The organism is Undibacterium sp. FW305-107 (assembly GCF_058788535.1).
Genome location: NZ_JBYTAV010000008.1, coordinates 71686 through 93555, shown reverse-complemented (window position 1 = coordinate 93555; position 21870 = coordinate 71686). Strand labels below are relative to the sequence as shown.

At 50.8% G+C, this 21870-nt stretch carries 19 protein-coding genes; 6 read left to right on the top strand and 13 right to left on the bottom strand.

The window, feature by feature from the left end; genetic code table 11:
• Positions 1-117 precede the first annotated feature (117 nt).
• The 3 genes from flgA (at position 118) to AC3WQT_RS18365 (ending at position 1773) form a co-directional block, all read left to right on the top strand.
• Positions 118-846: a flagellar basal body P-ring formation chaperone FlgA gene (gene flgA / locus AC3WQT_RS18375; protein WP_492705847.1), complete on the top strand. Its 729-nt coding sequence runs from the start codon at positions 118-120 to the stop codon at positions 844-846.
• A gap of 128 nt (positions 847-974) precedes the next feature.
• Positions 975-1280, top strand: coding sequence for a flagellar biosynthesis anti-sigma factor FlgM (gene flgM, locus AC3WQT_RS18370; RefSeq protein WP_492705846.1), 306 nt, complete (start codon positions 975-977; stop codon positions 1278-1280).
• Between the two features lies 1 nt (position 1281).
• A complete protein-coding gene (locus AC3WQT_RS18365; protein WP_492705845.1) occupies positions 1282-1773 on the top strand; it encodes a flagella synthesis protein FlgN in 492 nt (163 codons plus the stop codon).
• A 61-nt stretch (positions 1774-1834) separates the two neighbouring features.
• Here the strand turns inward: AC3WQT_RS18365 and motD are convergent, their stop codons facing one another.
• The 9 genes from motD to AC3WQT_RS18320 form a co-directional block, all read right to left on the bottom strand.
• Positions 1835-2686: a flagellar motor protein MotD gene (gene motD, locus AC3WQT_RS18360; RefSeq protein WP_492705844.1), complete on the bottom strand. Its 852-nt coding sequence runs from the start codon at positions 2684-2686 to the stop codon at positions 1835-1837.
• Between the two features lie 53 nt (positions 2687-2739).
• Positions 2740-3480, bottom strand: coding sequence for a flagellar motor protein (locus AC3WQT_RS18355; protein ID WP_492705843.1), 741 nt, complete (start codon positions 3478-3480; stop codon positions 2740-2742).
• Positions 3462-4193 carry an RNA polymerase sigma factor FliA gene (locus AC3WQT_RS18350; RefSeq protein ID WP_423008593.1) on the bottom strand — a complete coding sequence of 244 codons (732 nt, stop codon included), beginning with the start codon at positions 4191-4193 and terminating at the stop codon, positions 3462-3464. The genes AC3WQT_RS18355 and AC3WQT_RS18350 overlap by 19 nt, the downstream gene beginning before the upstream one ends.
• 7 nt (positions 4194-4200) lie before the next feature.
• Positions 4201-5031: a MinD/ParA family ATP-binding protein gene (locus AC3WQT_RS18345; RefSeq protein WP_492705840.1), complete on the bottom strand. Its 831-nt coding sequence runs from the start codon at positions 5029-5031 to the stop codon at positions 4201-4203.
• Positions 5024-6346 (bottom strand): flagellar biosynthesis GTPase FlhF, encoded by a 1323-nt coding sequence (gene flhF, locus AC3WQT_RS18340; RefSeq protein WP_492705839.1) that lies wholly within the window; start codon positions 6344-6346, stop codon positions 5024-5026. The genes AC3WQT_RS18345 and flhF overlap by 8 nt, the downstream gene beginning before the upstream one ends.
• Positions 6343-8430 carry a flagellar biosynthesis protein FlhA gene (flhA, locus tag AC3WQT_RS18335; protein ID WP_492705837.1) on the bottom strand — a complete coding sequence of 696 codons (2088 nt, stop codon included), beginning with the start codon at positions 8428-8430 and terminating at the stop codon, positions 6343-6345. The genes flhF and flhA overlap by 4 nt, the downstream gene beginning before the upstream one ends.
• Entirely contained in the window at positions 8427-9602 is a 1176-nt protein-coding gene (flhB, locus tag AC3WQT_RS18330) for a flagellar biosynthesis protein FlhB (RefSeq protein WP_492705835.1), read from the bottom strand. Before flhB ends, flhA begins: the two co-directional genes overlap by 4 nt.
• A gap of 242 nt (positions 9603-9844) precedes the next feature.
• Positions 9845-11095 carry an MFS transporter gene (locus tag AC3WQT_RS18325; RefSeq protein WP_492705833.1) on the bottom strand — a complete coding sequence of 417 codons (1251 nt, stop codon included), beginning with the start codon at positions 11093-11095 and terminating at the stop codon, positions 9845-9847.
• Positions 11096-11161: 66 nt separating this feature from the next.
• Positions 11162-12364, bottom strand: a complete 1203-nt coding sequence (locus AC3WQT_RS18320; protein ID WP_492705831.1) for an FAD-dependent oxidoreductase — start codon at positions 12362-12364, stop codon at positions 11162-11164.
• Positions 12365-12711: 347 nt separating this feature from the next.
• Between AC3WQT_RS18320 and AC3WQT_RS18315 the strand changes: the two genes are divergently transcribed.
• Positions 12712-13221, top strand: coding sequence for a TetR/AcrR family transcriptional regulator (locus tag AC3WQT_RS18315; RefSeq protein WP_492705830.1), 510 nt, complete (start codon positions 12712-12714; stop codon positions 13219-13221).
• 54 nt (positions 13222-13275) lie between these two features.
• On the opposite strand, the gene AC3WQT_RS18310 is transcribed toward AC3WQT_RS18315, so the two are convergent.
• Positions 13276-13884 (bottom strand): TetR/AcrR family transcriptional regulator, encoded by a 609-nt coding sequence (locus AC3WQT_RS18310; RefSeq protein ID WP_492705828.1) that lies wholly within the window; start codon positions 13882-13884, stop codon positions 13276-13278.
• 316 nt (positions 13885-14200) lie between these two features.
• Between AC3WQT_RS18310 and AC3WQT_RS18305 the strand changes: the two genes are divergently transcribed.
• Entirely contained in the window at positions 14201-15007 is an 807-nt protein-coding gene (locus AC3WQT_RS18305; RefSeq protein WP_492705827.1) for a substrate-binding periplasmic protein, read from the top strand.
• Between the two features lie 84 nt (positions 15008-15091).
• Here AC3WQT_RS18305 and AC3WQT_RS18300 read toward each other — a convergent pair whose 3' ends face one another.
• From AC3WQT_RS18300 to AC3WQT_RS18290, 3 genes are read right to left on the bottom strand one after another with little or no spacing between them, the layout of a single operon-like run.
• A complete protein-coding gene (locus AC3WQT_RS18300; protein ID WP_492705825.1) occupies positions 15092-15952 on the bottom strand; it encodes a M48 family metallopeptidase in 861 nt (286 codons plus the stop codon).
• Position 15953: 1 nt separating this feature from the next.
• Positions 15954-16454, bottom strand: coding sequence for an SH3 domain-containing protein (locus tag AC3WQT_RS18295; protein WP_492705824.1), 501 nt, complete (start codon positions 16452-16454; stop codon positions 15954-15956).
• Positions 16451-18334, bottom strand: coding sequence for a CHASE2 domain-containing protein (locus AC3WQT_RS18290; protein ID WP_492705823.1), 1884 nt, complete (start codon positions 18332-18334; stop codon positions 16451-16453). The genes AC3WQT_RS18295 and AC3WQT_RS18290 overlap by 4 nt, the downstream gene beginning before the upstream one ends.
• A 237-nt stretch (positions 18335-18571) precedes the next feature.
• On the opposite strand from AC3WQT_RS18290, the gene AC3WQT_RS18285 reads away from it, so the two are divergent.
• Positions 18572-21823, top strand: coding sequence for an ATP-binding protein (locus tag AC3WQT_RS18285; protein ID WP_492705821.1), 3252 nt, complete (start codon positions 18572-18574; stop codon positions 21821-21823).
• The last annotated feature ends 47 nt before the right edge of the window (positions 21824-21870 follow it).

The following is a 21870-nucleotide window of genomic DNA, read 5'->3' as shown; positions in this document are numbered from 1 at the left end:
TATTCGCCACAGGACAAGTTTGATCAGGCAAGCAGAAAGGGAAAAGCCCGTTTATTCAAGCATTCAAAAAAGCCTGTGAATCCTAAAATAGAGTTCAGAACAATCCAGGCAGGAAACATGATGAAAGCCGCAAAGAAATTAAGCAGAATCGTCAGCAAGCAAGTTTTGACACTATCGCTGCTCGGCTTCACATGCCTTGGTCAGGCGGCACCTGCAACCCAGGCCCAGGACACTGCACAGTTGCGCCAGATTGCACTGGACTTTTTGACACTACAGGCATCAGGCCTGAGCAATGAAGTAGTGGTGAGCGTGGGTGAGGTTGATAAACGACTCAACTTGCAGGCTTGCGATAATCCCAATCCCTATCTATTGCCAGGCAGCAAGCCATGGGGCAAAGTGACCCTGGCGATACGCTGTACTGCACCTGCCCCCTGGCTGGTTTATCTGCAGGCAAATGTACAAGTCACGGCGGATTATTATGTTGCAGCCAACGCCCTTACTCATGGGCAAGTCATTTCACTAAACGATTTAAGCAAGCAAAGAGGCGATATCTCAAAATTGCCAGCCGGTGTCATCACTGCTCCTGAGCAAGCGATCGGTAAAAGCATGCAGGTTTCCATGGCCTCTGGCAGCGTCATGCGTCTGGATGCCTTGAAGAGTCCTGCCGTAGTTCAACAGGGACAATCTGTGCGGGTAGTCAGCAATGGGCCTGGTTTCCAAGTAGCAACAGATGCCATTGCGCTCAATAACGCAGCAGATGGGCAGATTGCCAAGGCCAAAACCAGCTCTGGACAAACCGTCAGCGGTGTTGCCAAGAATGGTGGCATTATAGAAATAGTTTACTGATAGCAAGATATTTAGCCTATAGAATTAAATGTATGCAATATTTTTTCACAGTAAGGTTAAAGTTTAAAATTACACAGCCGATAAACTGGATGTAGATGTTTGTAAGTCCCACACTAGAGGGTATCGCTGTGAAAATTGATGACGCACTGAATAAGACCGCGGGGCTACCAGTAAGCCCGCAACAGGCTCGCACGGAAAAACCCGCGGAAACTGCGGCACCCGTGACGAATTCGTCGAAAGTACAAATTTCGACCCTGTCCACACAGTTGCAAGCCTTGCAAAGTACGCAGGCCAGCAATGCTGTGTTTGAGACGAAGAAGGTGGAAGCGATCAAGCTGGCCATTTCCGAAGGACGCTTTCAGGTGAATTCGGAAAAAGTCGCTGATGGGCTTCTGGAAACAGTTAAAGATTTGCTCAACGCCAGAAAACGCTAAAATGAACGCAACAAGTTCCGGACACGCTGCCATTCAACAATGCCTGCAGGAAGAAGTGAGCGTCATGTCGTCGCTCGCCGAGTTGCTTAAGCAAGAGCAATCTGCACTGGTTGAAAGCGATATTGTCCAGCTCAATGACTTTACCCAGAGCAAGGGACAACTTGTAGTCAAAATGACGGAACTGGAAAAAAAGCGTAACAGCTTTTTGAGTGAACTTGGATTTAACGCTGATATTGACGGCATGCAAGCTTATTTGCAGCAAGCCGACGATGCCCAGACTGTCGCCAAACACTGGGATGCGCTACTACAACTGACTGTGCAAGCCAAAGAAGATAATCGCACCAACGGTTCACTGATTAACCGTCGATTGTCGCTGAATCAGGCAACCTTAAATCTGCTGCAACAAAATACAAATCAGGCTGGGTCCATGTATGGCCCAAATGGTCAATCGACTGTCAAAAGCACGCCAGGTAAAGGCTATATCGCCACCTAAGACTGACGTGACACTTTGTCATGCGTCTGTCCTCGCCCTTTCCGGGCAAACCTCAACGAATTTAAGGCCTCACCGCAGTTTGAGGCAAGGAAGCTGCGGCTGGCCTTGCAGCTTGTGCGGGCAATGATGTTGCAGCAGGCGCAGATGCTGGCACTAAAGGCACTTCTACTACGGGCTCTGGCAAGACTGCCAGTATGGTGACAGATACACGCCGGTTCCTGGCTCTCCCTTCTGGTGTCTCATTGTCGCTCACTGGTAATTTCGCCCCCTGCCCTACTGCTGTCACCCGGTTTTCATCGACACCGTTCTCTGTGAGCAAACGGGCAACGGTACTGGCTCGTACGGCAGACAATTCCCAGTTAGAGGGGAAAATAGAGTTTTTGATAGGCAGATTATCGGTATGGCCTTCTACCTGTATCGCATGGGTATCGATCTTGAGAACACCGGCAATGGCTTTCAGCGCCTGTATGGAATCGATATTCAGACGCGCATCACCCGGTGCAAACAAAAGGCTGGCATTAATTTCTATGGTGATACCACGGCTGGTCTGGGTCACCCTCACCTTGCCTTCGCGCACCAAAGGCTCCAGCACGGTCAGGATGTCCTTGGCCATGGTGGTCATTTGCGCTCTCTCCTTGCGCAAGCCTTCGCTGATGCGGTTTTTGACCAGCGGCAAAGGATCAAGTTTGATTTTTTGCTCAACTGGCGCGTCAACAGGCTTGGGATTAACCGTCATAACCTTGCCAAATGCACCAGTCAGCGAATTTGACAAGACCCGGTACTTGCCCTCATTCAGCGAGGATATCGCATACATGACGACAAAAAAAGCAAACAGCAAGGTAATAAAATCCGCGTAAGAAACCAGCCACCTCTCATGGTTTTCTGGTTCTTCGTGGTATTTTTTTCTTGCCATAAGTATATTTTCTCAGTCTAGCCTTAGTCTGGCATTACCTGGTAGCCTTACCGTCAGTTGCGATGATTGGTCAGTCTTTCTTCCACCACACGCGGGCTGTCGCCCAAAGCGATGCTATAAAAAATATCAGACAACATTTCACGCCGCGTCACTTCTCGGCCTATGATTTCTTTCAGCTTATGGCTGACTGGCAAGAACAATAAGTTGGCCATGCCCACACCATAGATCGTGGCAACAAAGGCAACAGCAATACCACCACCAAGTTTGGATGGATCACTAAGGTTTTCCATCACGTGTATCAACCCCAGCACGGCACCCAGGATACCTATGGTCGGGGAATAACCACCTGCTGCTTCCCAAATTTTAGCGGCCTGGCGCTGCTCCATTTCATAGAGCGATATATCGACATCAAGTATGTCTTTCAGGCGTATCGGGTCTATGCCATCAATCACCAGACGCAGGCCCTTGCCTATGAAGGGATCGGTCGAAGCGTTCATATAACGCTCCAGACTCAGAAAACCTTCGCGTCTGGCGACCACGCTCCAGATCAGCGCATCCGCGACATTTTTTTTGCTGCTGTCCGGCGGTTCAGACACCACCCAGCGCAGCATGCGCACACCGCGCATAAAGGTATTGAGCCTGCTTTGCAACAGCACTGCACCCAGGGTACCAATCACCACAATCACAAAAGCAGCAGGTTGCACCAGCGAAGACAGGCGCCCACCTTCAATCAACTGTCCGCTGACGATGCCTAACACCACCAGTATCAAACCAACTATGCTAGCCCAGTCCACGCTTTCTCCCTTAAGTATGCCCTGAGCCTGGCCACAGCCTGACTATGTAATTGTGAGACGCGTGATTCTGACACCCCCATCACGGCACCGATTTCTTTAAGATTTAATTCCTGCTCATAGTACAGACCCATGAGCAGTTTCTCTCGCTCTGGCAGACTGTCTATCGCGCCGATGACAGCATCGCGGAAGTCGTCATTCAGCAAATCCTGTAGCGGATCGCCAGAAAAATCCGAGCAATAATGATCGAGAAAATGTTCCTTGGTATCTGAATCATGAAAGTCTTCGTAGTACACGAGTTGATGCCCGCCACTGTCAGTGAGCAGGTTCTGGTACTCTTCCAGGCTGAGCTTGAGCGACTTCGCCACTTCGGTTTCCAGTGGTGGTCGCCCCAGCTTTTGCTGCAACACATTCATGGCATTTTCTATCTTGCGCATGTTCTGGCGCACGCCACGCGGCAACCAGTCACTACTGCGCAATTCATCCAGCATGGCACCCCGTATGCGTTGCACCGCATAGGTTTCAAACTGTGCTCCATGGGTGTCTTCATAGCGGTTAACGGCATCCAGCAGGCCTATCATACCGGCCTGCACAAGATCGTCTACCTCCACACTGGGAGGCAGGCGCGCCTTCAACTGGTAAGCCAGACGCTTGACCAGGGGCGCATGCTCCCTTAAAAGGAAGTTTTTATCTGATTTTCCGCTAGCGGTGTACATTTTTTGATTACATTCCGAGACCGACACCCAGCTCAGGGACTCCCTCTAAACATAATGTGGAACGCGCGGTCTTCGCCAATTGTTCAGCCAGCCGGGAGAATGCCAGCGAAGCAAGGGCTTTAGGAAAAGCATCAATCACAGAGCGTCCCAAATGTGCAGCCTTTCTTACATGTTCATCTTCCGGCACATTGCCGACGTAGTGCAGTGGCACTGCCAGATAACGGCTGGCCGCCTGCGCCATATTTGTATAAATCAATCTCGCCTCTTTTTCCGATGCACCGGACACTAAAATACCATAACCACGCCTGCCAAGCCGATTGCTCACTCGCTTGATCAGGCCATAAGCAGCCTTGATCATGTCGGGATCAGCTGAAACCTGTATTACTAGTTCGCTGTCGTCCAGCGTCGCCAACGGAAAACTGTCATCCAGATTGATCTCGCTATCCACGATGACCAGATCAGCACGGTTCGCCGCCACATCAAACACTTTGGACAATTGCCGCGTATTTTCTGGCGGCAGCCATGCATGGCGCGCCAACATCGTCACCGACAAGCCGGAAGCAACCAATTTCACTGCTTCCTTCATTGTACGCTGTTGTTTCGCTACATCCAATAAGGTCTGATCAAGGTTGGCATTCAACCATGCGCCAACACTATTCTCTGATGAACGAGCGTCCACCATCAACACCTGGTTACCCTGACGTGCCAGCGACACCCCCAGATTGACCAGCATGCCGCTTTTTTCATCTTCCCTCAATGCTGACAAAAAGGTAAACACTCTTGGTTTTGGCCCAGCCAGCATGCGGCGCAGGCCTTCAGCCTGATCGAAACTAGCCAAGGGACACCTCCTGACCAGCACGTCCTGATGCCTGTGCAGCCGTGACTGCACCAGCCATCAGCAGAGGCAATTCTTCATCGAGATAACGGAAAGCGGCCGTTTCGCGCTTGAGTTTGAAAGCACGGTCTATCAGATACAGCTTGTTGGCAATATGCAGGTCTTCCGGCACACGCTGGCCACTGGCAACGTAATACACCATAAGCTTCTGGCGTATCGCAATATCGAGTGCGCCACCTATCGTCGCTGCCTCATCGAGCTTGGTCAAAATGCAACCTGCCAGACCATTCCCCTGATAAGCACGCACCACTTCACTCAAGGTTTCACCTGTCGATGTCGCATTCAGGCACAGCAAGCGCTTCACCGGAGTGTCTGTTCCTGACAACATCGCCACTTGCTCAGTCACCATTTTGTCGCGCTGACTGACACCGACTGTATCGATCAGCACCGTATGCTTGTTCTTGAGCTCGGACAAGGCAATGCGCAAATCAGCCTCATCCTTGACGGCATGCACCATCACACCCAGGATTTTGCCGTAGATACGCAATTGTTCAAAGCCGCCGATACGATAACCATCTGTAGTAATCAATGCCAGCTTGGAGGGGCCATGGCGCATGACGCAACGAGCAGCCAGCTTGGCCGTAGTCGTAGTCTTGCCTACACCTGTAGGGCCGACCAGGGCATACACGCCGCCCTTTTCCAGCATTTCATTTTCATTATCGATAGTGGACAGATTGCGTACCAGCACATTCTTGATCCAGTCCAGGCCATTCTCAACCTTGCCAGTTTCTGGCAGTTTTTCTACCAGATAGCGGGACAGGCTGGCGCTAAAGCCAGTAGCCAGCAATTCACGCAGGATTTCTGCTTTTTGCGGCTGGCGTTTTTGCGTCTGCGTCCATGATATCTCTGCCAGTTGCGATTCCAGCATACTGCGCATGGAGCGTATTTCTGACATCACATCATTGAGTTCATTGGCGCTCACCGGCGCTTCGATTTCACTGGTGAAAGCAGATGCGCTGGTCACAGACTTGAAAGTCGGCACACTTGCAGGCGCGTCCATGGAGCGTTCAAAAGCACGCGGCCTGATGACAGCATCCTCTGGCTGGAAACGCGGCGCAAAGCGCGGCACTTCAGGTACCGGTGCCTCATCACTGGAAGCTGGCTCAATGGCGCTGATGGCTTCATCGGCCATCGCCAGAATCTCCACCTTGCCGCCCACATTACGGTTCGACAGGATCACGGCATCCGCCCCCAAAGCATCGCGCAGCATGCGCAAAGCTTCGCGAGAAGTATTCGCGGTAAATTTTCTGACGTTCATGATTGACCTCCGACCAGACTGGTGACTCTAATGGTTTTTGTTTCAGGTACTTCTGCGTGTGACAGGACTTTGAGTTGCGGCAAATTGCGGCGCAAGAAGCGCGACAGCAAGGCACGTAATGGTGCTGGCACCAGCAAGACTGGAGTCAGGCCCATTTGTTCCTGATGCTGGGCTGCAGCCTCGGTCTGGCTCGCCAGGGTATCGGCCAGACCAGGTTCTATGCCAGAACCATCAGCACCGCTGGTTTGCAGGGCTTGCATCAACAGGCGTTCAAGGCGGCTATCCAGGGTCATGACCGTCATCTCATTCCCGGTCGGGAAGATTTGCTGGACGATGGCACGACCCAGTGCAATCCTGACCTGCGCCGTCAGCTCATTGGCATCCTGGGTATGCATGGACTGCTCGGACAGCGTCTCAATGATGGTACGCATGTCACGGATATGCACACCTTCGATGAGCAGGTTCTGCAATACTTTTTGCAGGATGGACAAAGGCAGGGCTTTTGGCACCAGTTCTTCCACCATTTTTGGCATGTCTTTCGCCAGATGATCCATCAACAACTGTACTTCCTGACGACCCAGCAATTCAGCCGCGTGACTGGTGATCAGGTGATTCAAATGGGTAGCGATAACGGTGCCGGAATCAACCACGGTATAACCCATGGCTTGTGCCTGTTCGCGCATGGCAGCCTCTATCCAGACCGCAGGCAAGCCAAAGGCAGGATCATTGGTGACAGCACCAGGCAAATTGCCAGTCACCATACCCGGGTTGATGGCCAGATACTGACCACTGAGCGCTTCACCGGCACCAACTTCAACACCTTTCAGGGTAATCCTGTAAGCCGAAGGTTTCAGTTCCAGATTGTCGCGGATATGGACAGGTGGCGACAAAAAACCAACTTCCTGGGCGAATTTTTTGCGTATGCCTTTGATACGGCGCAAGAGTTCGCCACCCTGGTTCTTATCTACCAGTGGGATCAGGCGATAACCAACTTCCAGGCCCAGGGTATCGACAGGCAAAATATCTTGCCAGGTCGCTTCTTCCATTTCCTGACCGGCATTAGCAGGAGCTTCGACTTTTTCTTCAATGACCGGAGGCATCTGGGCGCGCTTGTTCAACAAATAGCCGCCGCCACAAAGCACTGCTGCCAACAAAATAAAGGCGATATGCGGCATGCCGGGTATCAGGCCCATGCCACCTATGATGCCGCCGGTGATGATCATGACCTGGGGCTTGGCAAACAGCTGTCCTATCAACTGCCCACTGATATCCTGGTCACTGGCTACACGAGAAACCACAACACCGGCTGCCGTTGAAATGATCAGCGAAGGTATTTGTGCTACCAGTCCATCACCGATCGCCAGCAATGTATAGTTTTTCAGGGCGGTAGCAAAATCGAGATCGTGCTGCACCATGCCGACAACCAGACCACCAACGATATTAATGACAGTGACCATGATGCCTGCCACCGCGTCACCACGCACGTATTTACTGGCACCGTCCATGGCGCCATAGAATTCTGCTTCTTGCGCCACTTCAGTACGGCGGCGACGCGCTTCCTGTTCAGCGATCAGACCGGCATTCAAGTCAGCATCAATCGCCATTTGTTTGCCTGGCATCGCGTCCAGGGCGAAACGCGCACCCACCTCGGCAATACGGCCAGCGCCCTTGGTGACGACGGTAAAGTTAATGATGGTCAGGATAACGAAGACCACGATACCAACGGTGTAATTACCACCAATCAAAAAGTGACCAAAGGCTTCGATCACTTTACCGGCGGCATCCGGGCCAGTATGACCTTCAGTCAGTACCACGCGGGTAGAAGCCACGTTCAGGGACAGGCGCAACATGGTACTGACCAGCAGTACAGTAGGAAACACCATGAAATCCAGCGGTTTGACTGTATACAAGCTGGTCAGCAAAACGATAATCGCAATCGCGATATTGAAGCTGAAAAACACGTCCAGAACAAACGCTGGCAGAGGCAAGATCATCATCGCCAACATCAGGATGATGAGGAAAGGCGCCGCCAGCGCTCTGGTATTTATGCCATTCATCCAGGCAGGTAAGGTGAAACTATTCATGCTCGGACTCCTGCTTGATTATCTGCTTGATTTTGTGTTTGGTTATTAGGATCAAGCTCTGGTGGTACATATAGATCATTTGGTTCTACAGGTTTGTTGCCGCCGACTTTGGTGTAACTGCGCAATTGATACACATAGGCCAGCACTTCTGCCACGGCGGCATACAGGGCTTCAGGTATCTCATCACCAAGGTCAGTATGTTTGTACAACGCACGTGCCAATGGCGGCGCTTCCAGCAAGGGCACATTGTGTTCCTTCGCCAGTTCACGGATTTTGGCAGCAACTGCATCAGCCCCCTTGGCGATGACCTTAGGCGCACCATTGCCGCCTTCGGTATATTTCAGGGCGACAGCAAAGTGAGTCGGGTTGGTGACAACGACGTCAGCAGTCGGGATTTCAGACATCATGCGGCGGCGTGCCATCTCACGCTGCTGGGCGCGAATTTTCGCCTTGATTTGTGGATTACCGTTCGCTTCTTTGGATTCCTGCACCACTTCCTGATGCGTCATCTTCAGCTTTTCAGCGTATTGCCACATCTGGTAAGGTGCATCAATCGCGGCGATCACGGCCAGCGAGCCAACGATGGCCAGAAAACATACACCCATCATGTGGCCGACGTGGGCTGGGCCAGATTTCAACGATTCCAGCGGCAAGGCAAAAATGGCATTCTTTTGCCCCATGATGACTATCCAGGCAACCGTACCGACCAAGATGGTTTTAATGATCGCCTTGATCAATTCCACACCTGCGCGGGTGGAAATCATATTACCCAGACCTGAAATCGGATTCATGCGCGAAAAATTCGGGGTCAAAGCCTTGGCACTGAACAGCCAGCCACCTATCAGCAAAGGCGAGCCAAGCGCCACCACCATCAATAATCCGGCAATTGGGGCAAAAGCCACCAGTACCTCCATCAGGCTGGCGGCAATTTTTGAAAACAGGAGTTCATGATCATAGATAATCGCCCGTTCCAATGACAAACCAGCGACCAATGCATGATTCAACTGGCGCACCAGCCCGTCACCCATGCCCCAGAGCGCGCCCCCTGCCGCCAGCAAGATGGTACAGGTAGATAGCTCGCGCGAACGCGGAACGTCGCCCTCTTCCCGCGCCTGTTCAAGGCGCTTGGGCGAGGCCGGTTCGGTTCTTTCGAGATCGCTATCTTCGGCCATTGCCGACTCCTGTTATTTCCTCAAAGCAAGCATTGCTTTGATTACGCATGTGTACAGGTGTAATTATTGGCTATGACAGAAGCACAAGATGCGGGGAATAAAGGAAGAAATACCCCTTAGCTCTGGGGAAAGGCTGACTCTTTGTGTTTAAAGAACCATGGAATGGCTGAAATCTGAGTGCACACCAGATGACAAGGCACTCAGATTTAGTTGATCAAATTTAGCTGACTGAAATGCTTTGATCAGGCAGGTACAGCGACAGCAGGCGTGCTCACCATGCGGTGTATGAAATACATCATGACCGCAGTGACGAGTACGGTACACACCAGAATATCACCCAGCAAATCGAAATGCAGTATCGCGCCCCCATCAGGCTGGCTGACGATCATCCCGGCAACCACAGAACCAACACCGCCTGCAATCTGCTGCAGCGATGAATTGATCGCCATGAATGAGCCACGGCTATCTGCAGCAGGCACAGCCGACATCATTGCCTGTGCAGGGATGATGCGTGAAAAAATACCGACGAACAGCAAGACATTGACCAGAATAACCATAGGCAAAGGCGTGATACCAAGACGGGTGTAGATCACCGCCATCACTATCGTCATGGCAGCACCGAATAAGAACACGCGGTATTTACCAAACTTGTCACTGAGCTTGCCAACTACAGGGCCAGTAACGATGGCACCCAAGCCTGTCACCAGATAAACAATAGGCAATTCCTTCATCGAAATCCCCAGGTTATTGACCGAGAAGGCACTGCTGAATGGCATCAGCATATAGCCACCTACGCTTAATAAACCTGTGGCTGCAAAAGCCAGCAAATACCTGGGGGTTGCTATGGTGTCTCTCAAATGACGAAAGGGGTTGCGGTCGGACTGCAATTTCAAATGGGCGTCAATAGGCTTCAGGTTGGCAATGATGATGACACCAACAATAGCAGCCATGCCAACGATCATCATGAAAGGAGAATGCCAGCCCCAATGAGCAGACAGATAAAGACCGATAGGCAAACCCAGTATCTGGCTGGCAGCAAATGCCGTTTGCAAAACCCCCATGACCCTGCCGCGCATGTTGAAGGGGAACAAGTCCGTCGTGATGGCAAACACGATGGCACCAATGACGCCACCAAACAAACCCGTCACGATGCGTGCAAATAACAGGAAGTAGAAATTAGGCGCGATACCGCACAGGAAAGTCCCCAGGATAAAGCCGGCGTAAAAAAACAGTAAGAGTTTTTTACGGTCAAAGCGGTCAGCAAAACCCGCCGCCGCAAAGCCTGCGATACCCGCACTGAAAGCATAGGCGGACACCACCACACCAAACTGCGAAGGCGTGATGTTCAAAGCTGGCATCAGGATCGCACCCAGAGGCGACATGATCATGAAATCCAGAATGATAGTGAATTGTAAAAACGCCAGTATGGCGAGTACAAATTTTTGATAGCCAGTGAACTGCGCTGGCGGTTCGGTAGATATAGCTTGATTCATATTTACTTTCTTTTGGATTGAAACTCAGACTCTTGGTCATGGCCTGAGTTCAAATTTTTTTGTAGTCTAGGCGGCTTCTCTGAAGCCATCTTTTTGTAAAAGCACGTCCTGATTTCCAGCAAAAAATTCTCTGAAAAACGGTACTGCTTCGTATGAATGGAAGACCTTGGTAAATCTCAGTGTCTCTGCCGCGGTCTCAGCATTGCGTGCACGCATCTCGGTTTCATAAGCGGCGATAGCGGTATGCATGTCCGCCATGTCCGGGTTCAGCAATTGACTGGCCAACACCAGGGCATCCTGCATCGCCATGTTCACACCCTCGCCCGCATAAGGTGGCATGACATGGGCAGCATCACCCAGCATGGTCAGGTTGGACAAGGATGGCCAGTTTTGATCAACAGGCGCACAGAATTGTGGGCGAGGGATAAACGGGAGAGTGGCGTGCCTGAATAATTCTGCCCAAATATCGCTCCAGCCCTTGAATTCCCGTTTGAACCAGGCGAATACCTGATCGCGATCAGAAAAATCGATGCCGCATTGCGTGTACCAATCCTGTTCCGCTTTGTGCCCGGTATAAAAGGCCACGCTGCCATCACCTTTCAAGACGATGAACAAAGTTTTTTCATCATCAAGCACACACACCTTGCCACCATCCAGCAGCTCAAATAATTCTGGAATAGTGTTCGCTACATCAGCGACATTCCCTTCAAGCACAGTCACGCCAGAATACTCAGGTGCAAGCGGGGTAATGTAGGGACGTATTTTTGAGTTTGCACCGTCGGCAGCGACAAGCAGATCAGCAGTAAACTTGTCGCCGTTTTCAAATGTGATTTTGACTGACCCTTCTGTTCTTTGCAAAGACGAGAAACGGGCATCCCACACTACAGTGTTATCAGTCAGAGAAGCCAGCAGCAAATTCCTCAAGGGACCACGGTCTATCTCTGGCCTGTCGTTACTCTCTGAGCCAAGTTCATCAATGATGACTGCGGCCTGCGCATCTACAAAAAGCATTTTTTCGGCGCCAGGACGATAAGCCTGTTCAAATGCATCCATCAAACCGGCTGCACGCAAGGCCGACAAACCAGATCCCTCATTCAAGTTCAGGGTTGCACCCTGCACTCTGGCAAACTGATTGATATCTCTTTCAAACACTTTCACTTTCGCACCATGCATTTGCAGCAAACGCGCCAGCGTCAACCCACCAGGCCCTGCACCGATGATGGCAATCTGCTTGTCTAGTATTGAGCTTTGCTTATGGATTTGTGTCATGACGATTATTCCGGTTTTATCCGTCTTATTGCATGCTTTTACAGCAATATAGTTTGCACACTTAGTTTGCACACTTGATGGATAGACGTTTTGAAATTGCAAATATTGCAGGGAGCCGGGGATTTTCTGCTTATTTCAAAAACTTTGATTGAAATCAGCAACCTGAATACTGCCTTGAGTCACACTATAATTTAATCAAATTAAAAAGTAAAGTCACTTAATTTTTTAATTCAAATAACAAAAGCTGCTAAAATGATGGCAAGACACTTATGCAAAGACGCGACACGAGGCAAGTAATGGGACTCAGGGAATTAAAAAAGGCGAAAACCAGGAAAATGATTTCCGACTTGGCAACAAGACTATTTATTGAAAAAGGTTATGACGAAGTCACAACGGCAGAAATCGCCAGACTGGCAGAAGTGTCCGTCCCTACGCTGTTCAAATACTTCCCCACCAAAGAGATGCTGGTATTTGATGAAGAAGACGAGCGGGAAGAAAGACTGATCGCTGCCGTTACTGACAGAAAAAAAGACGTATCCATACTGGATGCCTTACTTGAGCATTTTTCCAGCTTTATGGCTTTTGATCTGGCCAAGAAGAAAGAGGTAGACGCCTTCAGGAAGCTGATCTATTCCACGCCAGATTTATATGTCTACGCCAAACAAATCTGGATGCGCTATGAAAAGTCACTGGCTGTCGTGCTGCAGCAAGAAACGAAAAATAAACTTGAGAAAGCAGAAGCAGAGGCCATCGCCCACTTTATTCTGGATGCTTTCCATCGCTCGAAAGATGCTGAAAACCCCAGAGCTACTCTGCATACCCTGTTCAATATGATGAAGAATGGCTGGAAAGAATAGCTCTCTTGAACATGAGCACAATCATTACACAATCATCAAAGTATCCAAGATTCTTCAGGCTGGCACTTGTGCCGCCAGGCTGTTTTCTATAAATGCCCTGGCAGTTGTCGCCGCATAGCCTTGCGGCATAATGTCGCCCGCAGCACTGGCGAGTTGAAACGCACCTTCCATAAAAGCCAGCAAACCAGCCGCCAGCTCAGCGACACCATGAGTACGCTTCTTCTGGTCTTGCAGACATACAGTCAGCAGAGCCTGTATCAGCACCAGTTCGGCCGCAATGGCTTCCTGAAACACGGCGCGCACTTCAGGCTGCCTGACAGCTTCAGCTCCGATCACTACCCAGGCAGAGACCGCCTCAGGCATTGCCCCCTCCCCTTTGGCCAGACGCGCGTTGATATATGCCAGCAGCTTTTCTTGCGGCGTGCTGGCAGTTGCGGCCAGTGCGTCATAGCGTGCACGTGACATGGTAGCCAGCAATTTGACCAGATAAAGCAGGATCTCGCCCTTGCTCTTGAAGTGGTAATGAATCAAACCCGGTGCCAGCCCAGCCTGTTTGGCAATCGCCAATATGGTGGCTTTTTCATAGCCATGTTCTGCCATGACAGACAATAGTGCAAAAACGATCTCTTGACGGCGCTGCTCAGTATTGGATTTTCTCGACATGGTGAAAGCTTACTCGTTATTTTGGTTATCAAACCAAATTTTACTTGGTTTTAATAATACAAGCACAAGAATGCAAACAAAGTATTCCGCGTCCAAGAACAGACAAAATTCGGGCAATTGCAGACTACAATCAGGCCGGATTAATAGCCTGTTTAGTGCAGGATTTTTGAGACAGCATTCAGATACCCGTCTTCATGGCATGCGCTGATTCCATGATGTCTACACAAAAAAATAATCCGCTTATCAAAATGCAATGATCTCATTGCGCCATTTTTTAGAAATATCAATTGGCTTTAAACTGCCGTCGAGAACACCTATGCTGCACCGCTTTAAACAGTTAGTCTGTCTTCTGTCATTGTCAGTATTCGCACTGTCGCCAGCATCTGCCGGCACAAACAAACCCGACCAAGACAAACCCACGATTAAACTCTTCCTGCAAGAAAGCCTGGACATCCATGGCCGGCAATTACCACTGGACCGTGACCTCGAAGCCATACTGATTTATTTTGAACGTGAATCCGGCATACACTTTGACAAGCAGTTATTGCCATGGAACCGCGCGCAACTCATGGCGCAAAATGGTGAAGGCATTATTTTTGGCATTTCCAAATCACCAGAACGACTGAAGCTGTATCATTTCTCCATCCCAGTCGTCAGCGAAAAAATCTGGGCGATTACCTATGGTGATCCTCGCCCTAATTTTCAGTCCATGGAAGACCTGCGCGGCAAAACCGTCAGCATAGGCCGTGGCTTCAGCCATGGCATGGATTTTGAGAAAGCCAAAAATGTCGTCTTCCAGGTGCAGGAGGACTCCGCCTCATCCGCTGCCCGTTTTAAAAAGCTCATGAACCGCCGCAGCGACATCATGCTCTGGCCAGTGCGCCAGTTGCAGCGTGCAAACCAGGTAGAAGCCTATCTGCGCGACCAACTCATCCCCAGCTTCAATGACCCTGAGCTGACGGGCAAGACTTTCTATGTATCCGCCAGACCCGTGTTTTATGACACCACCCATTTTGCCGCAGCGAATGGTAAATATGAAGCGGAAATGGAAAAGTTGAACGTGGTGATACGCAAGGGAACAGCGAACGGGCGGTTGTCTAAATTGCTGGCGAGGTTTTATTAAAACTAATGTAGCCATTAAACATCTGGTTTCAAAAAAAACCTTAAGCATTTAGCTTGAGGTTTTTTTTACTGAAGCAGCAATTAACTAGCGGCTAAACTCTTTGAGCCGTTCCTCAATTGTTTTTCCAGCGCCCCAATTACCCGAGCCAAAACGTGATCTCATCGCCTTATCCAGACTATCTATACGGTCACTTGGAGAAGGGTGCGTTTCAAACAGAAGACTGAAGTTATTATCCTGGGCACTCTTCGACTGTAAAGTCTGAAGCACAGCGGGTAAACCGTAAGGGTCATATCCGGCACGTGCTGCAATAACAACGGCCACGCGATCAGCCTCATATTCGTCACCCTTGTCCAGTCCTTTAGAGTACATTTCCTTTGCTGCCTTCAAGGCCATTTCTTTGAATTCTGCGAAATTTCCCTTTGCGTAAGCACTTATCAGAGCATCCCCCCCAAAACTTAAAAAGGCTTTGCTTTGCATGGCTTTCACATAATGCTTACGCAACACGTGTGCAATTTCATGGGACAAAACACCAACCAATTCACTCTCATTATGCATACGAGCCAATAACCCCCTGGTCACAAAAATGTTACCACCTGGGGTTGCAAATGCATTAAAACCGTCATCTTCCAACACCCCAAATGTCCAAGGCAAATCTGGTCTCTCTGTTTGTAAAGTCAGCCAGCGCCCTAAAGTATTTACATACCGTTGAGCACCTGCGTCATTCCATAAAGGCTTCGCACCCAACAAGGTCGCGGCAAATTCTTGACCCAATGCAATTTCTTTTGGTTCATCAATTTCCTTCGTTTGTTCAACGAAATTTTTTGCAGTCTCAACGTGCTTTCCAAGTCCGCCACCAATTCCTTTTAAAAAATCAAATTGAGCAAAAACTGGCGCGCAACATGTAATCGCGATACTGGCGATTAACAATTTCTTATAGGCTCGCATCTTAATTTTCCTCCCGCTTGGAATTTCTGGGTTGATCCAAATACTCCACCTTATTGCCCGACATTTGCGAGCGTTGAGCAAATGATTGTGCTGCATTCCTGTCTACTGCAGCTCTTTGCATTTTTTGATATTCAGGATAATTTGGTGAAGCCCGTGCCAAATCCGTCTTATCCAAACCATTGACACCTGTACCGACAGAACCGGTGTTGGATGTTCGTCCAAGGATTTTTAAGGTGTTCACAGAATTGGCTGTACCGTTGCTATCGAAACGTAATGACATCATATCCACCCAGCCAAGTTGACCATTGGCAGTTTTGACTTGCTGCCATGCCCCTTGACGCTGGATAGCATCCAGCCTTGTCTGACTGGAAAGTGTAGCCAGGACAGCTGCATCTGCACTTGCTTTTTCCAGCAAGGGCGTCGATCGTGTTGTTGAGGCTGAATCAGCATAAGCAACGCCGGCATATGCCAGCATCATCAACGTTAAAATTGGGATTTTCATGCACTTGTCCTTTTGGGTTCGTATAACTCAACTTCAGCTGTCCGTCCCTTTACCTGGAACGCGCCTCGTAAAATAAAATCGACACCTGGGTTCTGGCAAGCCAGCATAGTGTCTTTTGTCACCAGAATACGTGAGACACCTTTGGTTAAGCCCTCCACACGGCTTGCCAAGTTGACCGCGTCTCCAATAGCTGTATAGTCAAGCTTGCGTTTGGCACCAATAAAGCCTACCACAGCTGCACCAGTGTGTACACCTATGCCAACATCAAAGTCCGGTAAGTCCGTACCATCTGCCTGCAACTCCGCCTTAAAGGCAAGTAGATTTTCTTCCATCTCAAGTGCTGCCGCAACTGCTCTCTTCGCGTGATCCGGATCATCCAGAGGAGCACCCCAAAAGGCCATAATACAGTCACCGATAAACTTGTCCAGCGTCCCGCCATGCCGCCAGACCACTTCGACCTGCCTTTCAAAATATCGATTAAGTAGCTTAACGACTTCATCCGGCGGCCTGCTTTCTGAGAGCGTGGTAAAACCGCGTATATCAGAAAACAAAAGGCTGATTTCACGCGTCTGGCCAGATAGACTTTCCACAGTTTCACCATGGTCGACAATTTTCCGCACAACTTCAGGATTAAGGAAACGCCCAAACAAAGATACTGTACGGTCACGTGTGCGGCGCTCACGCAAATATCCAGCAATTGCTGCCGACAGAAACCAAGTCCAGGCAAAAGCAAGAGGAGTCACCACGGGCAGCATCCAGTACCTGAGCATCATCTGGTCAGCCAATAACACAGCCAAAACAGTCACCAAGGTCAATCCGCTGCCAGTAAAAATCGGATTGATACGCCGCTGAAAAGCCAGTGCCAATAAAGTGATCAAGACCAGGCCAAGCAAAAATGGCCATATGGCCCCCGTCTGCTGCAGGTTATGTCCATTCTTCAAATTATCCAAGGCAACTGCCAGAATATCTACACCAGGATAATTAGGCCCCAAAGGGGTCAAATGATGGTCAAAAAGGCCTCCAGCAGAAGCACCTATGACGATGATCTTATTTCGGAAAAGTTGAACGAGTTGTGCTTCAACCTCAGGGGTCAGATTTGGTCTATCTTCTGTGAGTGTCTTGAACAAGTCTGCATAGGTAAACCGCTGATGCCCCTCACTTGGCCAAAACAATTGAATGTCCTTACCGGCCGGTATTTTCCAACTCAAATCCTTGGCAACTCTGGCAGGCAAAGAAGGTAGATGCCAGTCAGAAACGTCTGAATACAATCGATAACGACGCAAGACTCCATCGTCATCATCCAGGCTATTCACCAAACCCAAGCGCCAGGCTTTGCGCTCGATTGCCAACGGTAATTGCAGAGAGATTTTGGCATTTGATTTTCCTTGATGTTGCAATGCAAAACCATCTGCGATTTCAGATATCAGTATAGCGTTATTAGAATTTGCATCCTGCAATTGCAAGACTTGCATATATGCGTGGGGAAAACCCTTGATCTGCTCTGACAACATAGCGTCACTTTTGGGAGCCGCGAGATCGGGTACATTGAAGTTAATATCAAATACTAGTGCACGCGGTGAAAATCCGACCAAAGCAGCGGTCAAGAAAGCATGGACTTCACGTTTCCACGCCCACAAACCGGCTATCTTTTGCATACCGAGCAAACTTGCATCATCAATATCCACCACCACTATATCCGGGTCAGCTTTGTAGCTGGCCGCATGGTGCCGCAGGTAGACATCTCCCAGACGTGACTCTGTGGTCGTCAGCAAGCGCAAGCCAAACAACTCCCCTGCCATCGCGGTCAATAGCAACAGCGTCAACGCGACATACCAGCGTATCGTTGCGCTTTGGATGAAAGGGAACAGGGTTTTCAGCATGCCTTATTGGCTTTAGGAATGATAGTAATCAGGCTTAGTTAGACATATCTTTTTTGTGCTTCAGGAGTTTACACTTGTTTATTGTGCAAAAACCAGATTTACCGGCAACAGCATTTAAGTTCCTTAAAATCTATTTATCTTCAAGAGTAAAAATCAAGCTTATCTGAAAAAATGATCACAAAGAGACGCTACAGTAACGCTAGTTGGTTATCCTGTGCAGACCTCAACGGATAATCTATGCATACCAAAACGCCGACCATATTCCTGCAACTGTTAGGCACACCCGCGTGGCAAGGGCTGCATGCCGGGTCGTCGCGCCTGCCCAACACTTTGCCAACCTGCCTGCTGATCTACCTGGCTTGCCATGCACGCTGGCTGGACAGGGATGCCGTTGCCGAAGTGTTCTGGCCTGGGCGCGCCCGTGAAGAAGCCCGGCATAATCTGCGCATCAACCTGCACAGGGTAAAACAATTGCTGGCCATCGCCGATCTGGAAAACTGCCTGCTCAGTGAGCGTACACGTATATGCCTGCAATTACCGCTCGATACTGATGCACTGCAAGCAGCCATGAAAAGTGGTGATGGTGCGCAATTGCTGGCGCTGCATCCAGCGGCGTGGCTGGAAGGATTTTACCTTGCTGATTTTGAGGTTTTCTGGAACTGGGCACAACAGCACGGCGAGCACTTGCACAGGCAATGGCGCAACGCCGCAGAACTGGCCATACGTAATAGCAGCAAGGTAAACGGAGTGCCCCCGGCATGGCTGCCAGCCCTACGGCAATTGCTGGATGCAAAACCATCAGGGTCACTATCCATGCCAGTCAGCGACACAGATGACGACGATGACAGCGTAACACCCGCCGGTGAATTATTCGGCAGGAAATCCATCCTGCAAAACCTGCGGCAACTACAAAGCCGCGCCATGGTACTGACAGGCGAAGCAGGCATAGGCAAAAGCAGCCTGCTGAATATGGCTTTCAAGCAGGCCCCCATACTGCATGGACGTGAAGGTTTGCGGCAAATCCCTTATCGCCCGGTAGTCGAATATCTGCAGCTACACATCGCCAGCTTGCGCAGGCAGTTGCAATCTTCAGATGGCCTGATGGTTTACCGCCTTGACCTGGCACGCCTGCTGCCAGAACTGGCACCCAATGACCCTTTACCGCCGCTGGATTTGCTGACAGCAAAAGTACGTCTGCTGGAAGCCCTGGCGCGCGTGCTTGAAGCCAGCAATCCATGGCTGCTGATAGATGATCTGCAATGGTGTGACGATGCCACGCTGGAGTTATTGAGCCTGCTCAGCCATCGCGGTGTCTTGCGCTGGCGTGCGGCAGCCCGAAGCAATGAATTGAGTGATTACCAGCGCAATTGGCTGGAAAGCCTGCGCCAGACCGGGCACCTGACTGTGCTGCCAGTCACAGGTCTGGACCTGGAAACAGTGCAGCAATATTGCCAGCACCAATATCCCCAACATGCCTGGAAGGACGCCGACTTCATCCGCCTGCATGCTGCCAGCACTGGCAACCCTTTTATCTTGCGTGAATTTATATTGCATGAAGCTTCACAGATGGTAGACGACAGCCAATTCAACGGCGATGTCACTACAGGATACCAGCAGCGCACCCGTCAGCTGCCTGGCATTTTCCGGCGTCGCCGTGAAGAACATCAATTACCGCAGCGGGTACTGCAAATGCTGCAACAGCGCCTGCAAACCCTGAGCCCATCTGCCAGGGCTCTGGTGGAAGCCGCTGCAGTACTGGTGCAACCACTGCCTGTCAACGTATTGATGCAGATTGCTGACCTGGATGCCAGCCAGCAAATGGCTGCAGCCAAGGCAGCCAGAGCGGCAATTGAAGCAGACTTTCTGCGTGAAGAAACGCGGGGCCTGCTATGTCGCCATGACCTTGTCAGATATGCCGTAGAAAACGGACTCAGCATGCCACACCTGCAAGCCCTACACCGCCGTGCTGCCCTGGCATTAGGTGCCAGGGCAGAAGGCGACAGCGACCCGCTGGCCGTGGCTGCCCACTGGTCTGCCGCACAAGAACCACAAACTGCGCTGGCCTGGATGCTGCGTGCAGCAGCGCAATGCCATCTGCGTGGTCACTTTGACGAAGCGCGCAGCCTGTGGCAACAAGTGGCGGCAGAATCGCTGGATGCCACCCAGGCATTGCATGCACGTCTGGCGCTGGCAAACTGCGAACTCCTTAGCGACTTGAAACGTGGCCGCATTGCATTGCAAGAAGTGCTGGATCAACTCGCCGCCGTGGCCGACCCTGTGCAGCGCGCCCAGATTGAAGGGCAAGCCCTGTCGGGCCTGGTGGACAACGCAGTATTCTCTGGCGACCTGCTCACTGCACGCCATGCTGCACAAAAACTGCGCCCCCTCTTGCCACAATTGCGTAGCGAAGACCGCAATCACGCTTGCGAGGCCCTCATCGAACTGGCCATGCGAGAGCCCGATATCGCCAGTGCCTGGGCATTGCTGGATCAACTGCGCCGCCAGGCACCACGCCGCCCATCCATATCCAGTTTTGAAGCGCAGATACACTGGTTTTCTGGCGATGTCAGGGCTGCCCGCGATGCCTTTGAAAGCATGCTGCTCGCCTACCCTGACTATTGCCGTGGGCTGACCATAGAAAACGACCTGGCGGTCTTGCTGCATGCTCTGGGCGACCTGGCAAGGGCAGAAGATATGGCACGCCGCAGCCTGCTCAGTTGGGCAGGCGTCGCCCATACTGAAACCTTGTCGCAACTGGCGTTGGCATCCATACTCACCAGTGGCGGGCGCTATGATGCAGCGCTGGCTGCGGTAAATACTGCACTGGACCTCGGCCGCCAGCAAACCTCAGCCATGTTTGAAGCCGAAGCCCTGGTGCGGCGTAGCCGCATTTATCTGCAATGTGGACGCTATGCACATGCGATGTCAGATCTGGAAGCTGCCACAGATTACTTCAAGGACAACCATAGCCCATTACCTGTATCGCAGTATGCAATGTTGCGTCTGTTGTGCCAGATCAGCCTGGGTGCCAATCCGGCTATTGACTTGCTGCCACGCCTGCATGAACTGGCAAAGAACAGCACTCACCCACTATTACAGGCCCGTATCGCCCGCATCGATCATGCCCTGGCTTGCTATCGCAAAGATGTAGCAGCTGCATATACTGCGGCCCGGCTGCAGGCAGATATTGCCCGCACAGCCGGTCTGCAAGAAGTATTGTGTGAAGCCCTCCTGCTACAAGCATATGCAAGCAAAACAGATGTTGAACAATCCAGAGCACTGCTGGAAGAAGCTGCCAATCTGGCGCAGGCACAAGGTTATGTAGAGCTGGCATGGCGCGCCCACCGTGCGCTGGCAGCATCCAATGTCATGCATCAAACTGCCGCTCAACTGGCTTGCAAACAATTGACAGGCGATACGACCACACCCCTGTTCCTGGAAATGGAAGCTAGTCGTGGCGGACCCTTCCTCAATAATGATCCAACTTGATTTCACGCTCGCAGCGGATCAGACTGCACATCAATCTGATCCGCTGC